The organism is Kitasatospora putterlickiae (genome assembly GCF_039527695.1).
Taxonomy (GTDB): Bacteria; Actinomycetota; Actinomycetes; order Streptomycetales; family Streptomycetaceae; genus Kitasatospora; species Kitasatospora putterlickiae.
Genome location: NZ_BAAAKJ010000136.1, coordinates 9,941 through 13,478 on the forward strand (window position 1 = coordinate 9,941; position 3,538 = coordinate 13,478).

The 3,538-nt window shown below is 74.9% G+C and carries 3 protein-coding genes and 1 pseudogene; 2 read left to right on the plus strand and 2 right to left on the minus strand.

Annotation, left to right across the window (positions count from 1 at the left end):
* The coding region (locus tag ABD308_RS14660; protein ID WP_344333663.1) for an MFS transporter at positions 1-1,092 on the plus strand (1,092 nt) is incomplete at its 5' end.
* Between the two features lie 45 nt (positions 1,093-1,137).
* Positions 1,138-2,406 carry a hypothetical protein gene (locus tag ABD308_RS14665; protein WP_344333664.1) on the plus strand — a complete coding sequence of 423 codons (1,269 nt, stop codon included), beginning with the start codon at positions 1,138-1,140 and terminating at the stop codon, positions 2,404-2,406.
* Between the two features lie 25 nt (positions 2,407-2,431).
* Here the strand turns inward: ABD308_RS14665 and ABD308_RS14670 are convergent, their stop codons facing one another.
* Both ABD308_RS14670 and ABD308_RS14675 read right to left on the minus strand, forming a co-directional pair.
* Positions 2,432-2,917, minus strand: a complete 486-nt coding sequence (locus ABD308_RS14670) for a nuclear transport factor 2 family protein (RefSeq protein ID WP_344333665.1) — start codon at positions 2,915-2,917, stop codon at positions 2,432-2,434.
* 152 nt (positions 2,918-3,069) lie between these two features.
* Positions 3,070-3,360, minus strand: a pseudogene (locus ABD308_RS14675) (DUF642 domain-containing protein); the annotation flags it as partial.
* Positions 3,361-3,538: the final 178 nt, after the last annotated feature.

Here is a 3,538-nt window from a genome sequence, read left to right on the forward strand (position 1 = left end):
AGCGGCGCGCCCGCCGCCGTCGGACCGGTGGCCGGCGGCCTGCTCACCGAGTACCTGGGCTGGCGGTCGGTCTTCCTGGTGAACCTTCCGCTGGCGCTGGCCGGCGGCGTCCTGGCCCGCCGCACGCTGACGGAGTCCCGCGACCCCGGCGCCCGCCGGCTCGACCTGCCCGGCGCCGCGGCCTTCACCGTGGCGGCCGGCGCGGCCGTCCTGGTGCTGATCCGCGGCGGTTCGGACGGCTGGACCTCGCCCGCCGTCCTCGGCGCGGGCGCGGCCGCCGCCATCGCGCTCACCGTGTTCCTGCTGGTCGAACGCCGCAGCCCGGAACCGCTGCTGGACCTCGCGCTGTTCCGCCGCCCGGCCTTCACCGGCGTGCTGCTGTGCGGCGCCGTCTACTCCGCGGCCGCGTTCTCCGCGCTGCCGTACACCTCGCTGTGGCTGCAGTCGGTGGTCGGACTCGGCCCGATGGCCACCGGGCTCACCCTGCTGCCGATGAGCGCCACCGCGTTCACCGTCTCCGCGCTGGCGGGCCGCCGGCTCGCCGGCCTGCCGACGGCGGTGCCACTGGCCGGCGGCCTGGCCGTGATCGGCCTCGGCGGGCTGCTCCAGGCCGTGCTGGACGGGTCGTCCGGCTGGCCCGCGCTGCTGCCCGGACTCGCGCTGACCGGCCTCGGGGTCGGCGCGGTCAGCCCGATCCTGGCGTCCGGCGCGATGGCGGCCGTCCCGCCGGAGCGCGGCGGCATGGCCGGCGGCGCCCTCAACACCTTCCGCCAGCTCGGCCAGGCCTTCGGCATCGCGGTGTTCGGCCTCGTCCTGCACCGGGGCCTGCGCGGCGCCCTCGCCGGACACCCGGCCGCCGTCGCCGACCCGGAGGCCGCCGCCTCCGCCCTGAGCGCCGGCCGCTCCCCGGCCGGCCTGCCCGGGGAACTGCTCCGGACGGCCTTCGCCACCGCCCTGAACCACACCCTGCTGGCCGCCGGCCTCACCGCCCTGGCGGGCGCCGCGCTGGTCGCGGTCCTGCTGCGCCGCCGCCCGGAGGCAGCCCCCGACCCGGCCCCCGCCCGCGGCCGCACCGCCCCTTCCAACCTCTGATATCACTGGCAGTCCACGACTCAGGCCGCAGAACGGAACCCTCCCATGAACGACGGGAACCACCCCACGCCCGGCGCCTACTGGGACCCTCTGCCGACCGCCCGGCACCTGCTCGTCAAGGAGCCGAACCTGGACCAGTTCGGCGGTCTCTGGCGGGAACGCAACTGGCGCAACGTCCCAGGCCCGTTCTACGGCGCGCACACGGACACCATGGAGATGGGCCGGCAGGACGCGCCCTTCCACATCGCCTACGACGACGACGGCCGGGAGTTCGTCTACCGCCAGCCGACCGACCCGGGCCAGACCTTCGACCTCCTGAACGGCTGCTTCTTCGGCCACGGCGGCTTCGCGATGGACGGCGACGACCACTGGACCGTCCCGGGCGTCCGCGAGTGGTGGCACGGGCGCGGCCGGGTCCGGGAGTGGGCCGTCACGGCCTCCGACCACCTGGCCCGGATCGGCGGCGAGTACCGGTCACACCACCAGGACTCCGCCCAAGGTCTGCGCGACTACATCGCCCATCTCGACCGCGGCCTGGACGAGTACCTGCGCGGCTACCTCTTCTGGCTCGCCGAGCGCCGCCCGCCCCGCGCGGGCGAGGCCCGGCCCGAACTCGTACCACCCCACCGCCGCGCCCCCGCACCGCCGCCCGCCCCCACCACCGGCGATCCGCTGCTCGCGGGCTACTTCGTGGCCGTCCCCGAACGGCTGACCGGCCTGGGCGTCCCGCACGAGCGCCTGACCACGGCCTGCGACTGCCTGATCGACCGCCTCCCCACGGACGGCTGCTGGTTCGACACCCCGCAGCAGGCCCTGGACGCCTGCGCGGCGATCCAAGTGCCCGCCGAGGCACGGCTGTACGCGCTGCTGGTACCCGCCGAGCACACCGCCGGCCTGGTCGCCGACATCCGCGCGTCCGCGGTGTACGAGCCGGTCCTGCTCGCCCACCTGGACCGCCGGGTCGGCGCCGCCCCCGCCCCACAGCCGGCCGACGGTGGCCGGGAGATCGGCTGGGAGGTGCTCGGCTACGACGGCGGCCTCCTCCACAGCTGGCTCTGCAACGACCTCCACCAGGACGCCGTGCGCGAGCTCGGAGTGACCCCCGACGCCCGCGGCCTCCTCCCCTCCCGCGACCCCGCCGACCGCCTCGCCGCCTGGGCCAACGCCCTCGACGACACCAAACCGGTCACCTGGTTCCCGGCCGCCCTCCTCGAATGGGACACCCCGATCGAGAGCCACTTCGTCCCGATCGTCACCGAACCCCCCGTCCCCACCCCCATCCCCTGGTGGGAACGCCTCCTCGGGCTCGCCTAGGCACGCGCCTCTCCCGAGGCGCGCCTCACCTCCCGACGCGCGCCTCGCGGAACGGCCCGGCCTCCCCGACCGGCTCGGCGACGGCCTCGCCGACCCCCTGCTCGCCGAGCTTCTCCAGCACCGTCTCCAGCAGCCCGGTGTCGCAGTAGATGTGCAGCTCGGTGATCCTCCCCCACTTGATCCGCACCACGTGCACGCCCTGGTTGGAGTAGTGGTTGCCCTCCCGGTCGGTGAGGTGGTCGACCCACTCGGCGAAGGCCACCGTGTCCCACGGCCAGCCCTTCGCCACGACCTTCTTCAGCTCGAACCGCAGGTCGGGCATGACCTGCGCCAGCCGGTCGTACCACCGCTGGATCTCCTCACCGCTGCGGCGCCCGCCCGACAGCGCGTGCCGCCCGGAGAACCAGTGCTCCGCCTCCGGCGCGAACTGCCGCACGATCGCCGCGTAGTTGCCGCGGCCGACCTCGGCGAAGGAGTTGCGGAGGTTGCGCCGGACGATGGCGTGATACACGATTCCACCTCTGGTCGTCGTGGTGCCGTTGTTGCGGGGCTGACGGTTCGTCAACACGCTATGACCTTCCGACGAACGGCAACCCCGCACAGCTCCCGTACGACCCGACGGCCCGGGCCGCTCACCCGCGCCAGGGCTTCCACTCCTTCACCTCGCACCTGGACGTTGTCGAGCACCGGCCCGTACGCCCCGGCGACGGTGCTGGCGAAGCTCAGCGTGGTGGACGTGCCCTGCGCGACGAAGGCGAACCGCCTCCCCACGCACCCCGGCGCGGCCCTGGTCTTCCCCGTGATGTCGAAGGAGAAGTCCTGGAACTCCTGGCCGTCGATCAGCACCACGCCGCTCTTCACAGTCGGCCCGCCCCCGGGGTTGCCGGCCAGCGCGTAGGTGACGGAGCAGGTGGTGCCCGGGACGGTGGTGAAGCTCTGGGCGACGGCGCCGGGGCCTTGGGCGACTCGAAGCTGCCGTCGTCGAAGCGGCTGAGGGCGCGGTGGCCGCCGGCGGCCTGCGCCGAGGCGGTCAGGGCGGTGACGGCGGCGGCCCCACCGGGCCCCACCCCTTCCCCACCCCCGACCCCCACCCACCGGAGCGCACCCCACCCCACCACCCCCACCACCAACG